This window comes from Streptomyces sp. NPDC046215 (assembly GCF_040646215.1).
GTDB classification, from domain to species: domain Bacteria; phylum Actinomycetota; class Actinomycetes; order Streptomycetales; family Streptomycetaceae; genus Streptomyces; species Streptomyces stramineus.
Window position 1 is genome coordinate 1 of the sequence record NZ_JBEYZW010000187.1, and the last position, 2,818, is coordinate 2,818.

Below are 2,818 nucleotides of genomic sequence, written 5' to 3' on the forward strand. Positions count from 1 at the left end.
AGGGGCTGGTAGTGGCTGAGCTCAGCCACTACCAGCCCGTCCGGCGCTTGAGGACACCGCCGCGCAGCGGTGGTCCGCCCCCACCCCCGCCGGCCGGCCTAGGCGAGACTGGTCGGTGTGATCCCCACCGACCGCACCTCCTCACTGGACCTGCCCGTCCGCAGCGCCCTGCCCGCCCTCACCCGCGCGCTGGACGAGCACGGGGCGGCGGTGCTGTGCGCGCCGCCCGGGACGGGCAAGACGACGCTGGTCCCCCTGGTCCTCGCCGGCCTGCTCGATGCGGACGGACCCGTGCGGCGTGTCGTGGTCGCCGAGCCGCGCCGGATCGCGGCCCGGGCCGCCGCCCGGCGCATGGCGTGGCTGCTGGGCGAGGCGGTGGGCGAGCGTGTCGGGTTCACGGTGCGCGGGGAGCGGCGGGTGGGGCGGCGGACCGTCGTCGAGGTGGTCACCACCGGGGTGCTGCTCCAGCGGCTCCAGCGCGACCCGGAGCTGGCCGGCGTCGACACCGTCGTCCTGGACGAGTGCCACGAGCGGCACCTGGACGCCGACACCGCCGCCGCCTTCCTCCTGGACGTGCGCACCGCGCTCCGGCCCGAGCTCCGGCTGATCGCGGCGTCCGCCACGACCGACGCGGAGGGCTGGGCCCGGCTGCTCGGCGACGCCCCGGTCGTCGAGGCGCGGGGCGTCTCGCACCCGGTGGAGGTGGTGTGGGCCCCGCCGGAGCGACCGGTGCGGCCGCCGCACGGGATGCGGGTGGACCCCGCGCTGCTGGAGCACGTGGCCGGCGTGGTCCGGCGGGCGCTCCGGGAGCGCGAGGGCGACGTGCTGTGCTTCCTGCCCGGCGTCGGGGAGATCGCGCGGGTCGCGGGCCGGCTCGGCGGACCGGAGGCCCTGGGGGCGGAGGTGCTCCAGGTGCACGGGCGGGCTCCGGCCGCCGTGCAGGACGCGGTGCTGGCGGGCGGCGGAGAGGCCGGTTCCGCGCGGCGGCGAGTGGTCCTGGCGACGTCGGTGGCGGAGTCGAGCCTGACCGTGCCCGGGGTGCGCGTCGTGGTGGACGCGGGGCTGGCGCGGGAGCCGCGCATGGATCACGCGCGGGGGCTGAGCGCCCTCACGACCGTACGGGCCTCCCGGGCCGCGGCCCGGCAGCGGGCCGGGCGGGCGGGGCGCGAGGCGCCGGGGACGGTGTACCGCTGCTGGACGGAGGCCGACGACGCGCGGCTGGCACGGTTCCCGGCGGCGGAGATCACGGTGGCGGACCTGACGGCGTTCGCCCTGCAGGCCGCGTGCTGGGGCGACCCGGACGCCGCCGGGCTGGCGCTGCTCGACCCGCCGCCGGCCGGGGCGATGGCGGCGGCGCGCGAGGTCCTGGCGGCCACGGGAGCGGTCACCGGTGGCGGGCGGCCCACGGAGCGGGGCCGGCGCATGGCCCGGCTGGGCGTCCACCCCCGCCTGGCAAGGGCCCTCCTGGACGGCGCGCGCGAGGTGGGCGCGCGCCGGGCGGCGGAGGTGGTGGCGCTGCTGAGCGAGGAGCCGCCGCGCGAGTACGGGGACGACCTGGCGGCGGCCTGGCGCTCGGCACGCCGCGGCGGGGACGCCTACGCCGCCCGCTGGCGCGCCGAGGCCCGCCGGCTGGAGAGCGCGGTGCGGGGCGCCACGGAGAACACCGAGGGCGGCGGGGAGTCCGCGGGGGCCGGCTCCGGCGGGAGTGACGACGCGGTGGCCGGGCTCGTCGCCGCGCTGGCGTTTCCCGAGCGGGTGGCGCGGGCGCGGGGCGGGGGCGCCTTCCTCATGGTGTCGGGCACCGGTGCCGAGCTCGGTGGCGGCTCGCGGCTGCGCAGTGCGCGCTGGGTGGCGGTGGCCGTGGCCGACCGGCCCGTCACGGCGGCGTCGGCGCGGGTGACCCTGGGCGCGGTGATCGACGAGGACACCGCCCGGGAGGCCGCGGCGGCCCTTTTCAGCGAGGGCGAGGAGGTCGTCTGGTCGCAGGAGCGGCGGGACGTGGTGGCCCGGCGGGTCGAGCGGCTCGGCGCGGTGGAGCTGGCGGCCCGCCCGCTGTCCGCGCCCGATCCGGAGCTGGTGCGGGCGGCGCTGCTCGACGGGCTGCGGCGGGAGGGGCTGGCGCTGCTGCGCTGGTCCCCCGAGGCGGTCGCGCTGCGCCTGCGGCTGGGGTTCCTCCACCGGGAGCTGGGCGGGCCCTGGCCGGACGTGTCCGAGGAGGCGCTGCTGGGGAGTGTGGAGGACTGGCTGGGCTGGGAGCTGGGCCGCGCCCGCAGGAGGGCCGACCTGGAGCGGCTGGACGCCGGCAAGGCGCTGGAGCGGCTGCTGCCGTGGGCGAGCGGGGACGCCGCGCGGCTGGAAGAGCTGGCTCCGGAGCGGATCGAGGTGCCCAGCGGGTCGCGGATCCGGGTGGACTACGGGGGCGGGCAGCCGGTGCTCGCCGTCAAGCTGCAGGAGTTGTTCGGGCTGCGGGAGACGCCGCGCCTGGCGGGCGGCCGGGTGCCCGTGCTCGTCCACCTGCTGTCCCCGGCCGGCCGTCCGGCGGCGGTGACCGCGGACCTGGCGTCGTTCTGGAAGGACGGCTACCGGGCGGTACGGGCGGAGCTGCGGGGCCGCTATCCGCGGCATCCGTGGCCGGAGGACCCGTCGACGGCGGCACCGACTCGCAGGACGAACTCCCGGCGCTAGTCAGCGCCTGCGGCGGGTTGTCCGGGGTGCACCACCGCTGCGCGGCGGTGTCTTCAGGCGCCGGACGGGCTGAAAAGCCCGTCCGCGCCGACGACTCCCTGTGCATCGAAGCGGACAACACCGCCACCGTGCA

At 79.0% G+C, this 2,818-nt stretch carries 1 protein-coding gene; it reads left to right on the forward strand.

The genetic code is table 11. The annotated features are described in order from the left end of the window. Nucleotides 1–120 precede the first annotated feature (120 nt). Nucleotides 121–2,685, forward strand: coding sequence for an ATP-dependent helicase HrpB (gene hrpB / locus ABZ951_RS33720; protein ID WP_361281773.1), 2,565 nt, complete (start codon nucleotides 121–123; stop codon nucleotides 2,683–2,685). Nucleotides 2,686–2,818 lie beyond the last annotated feature (133 nt).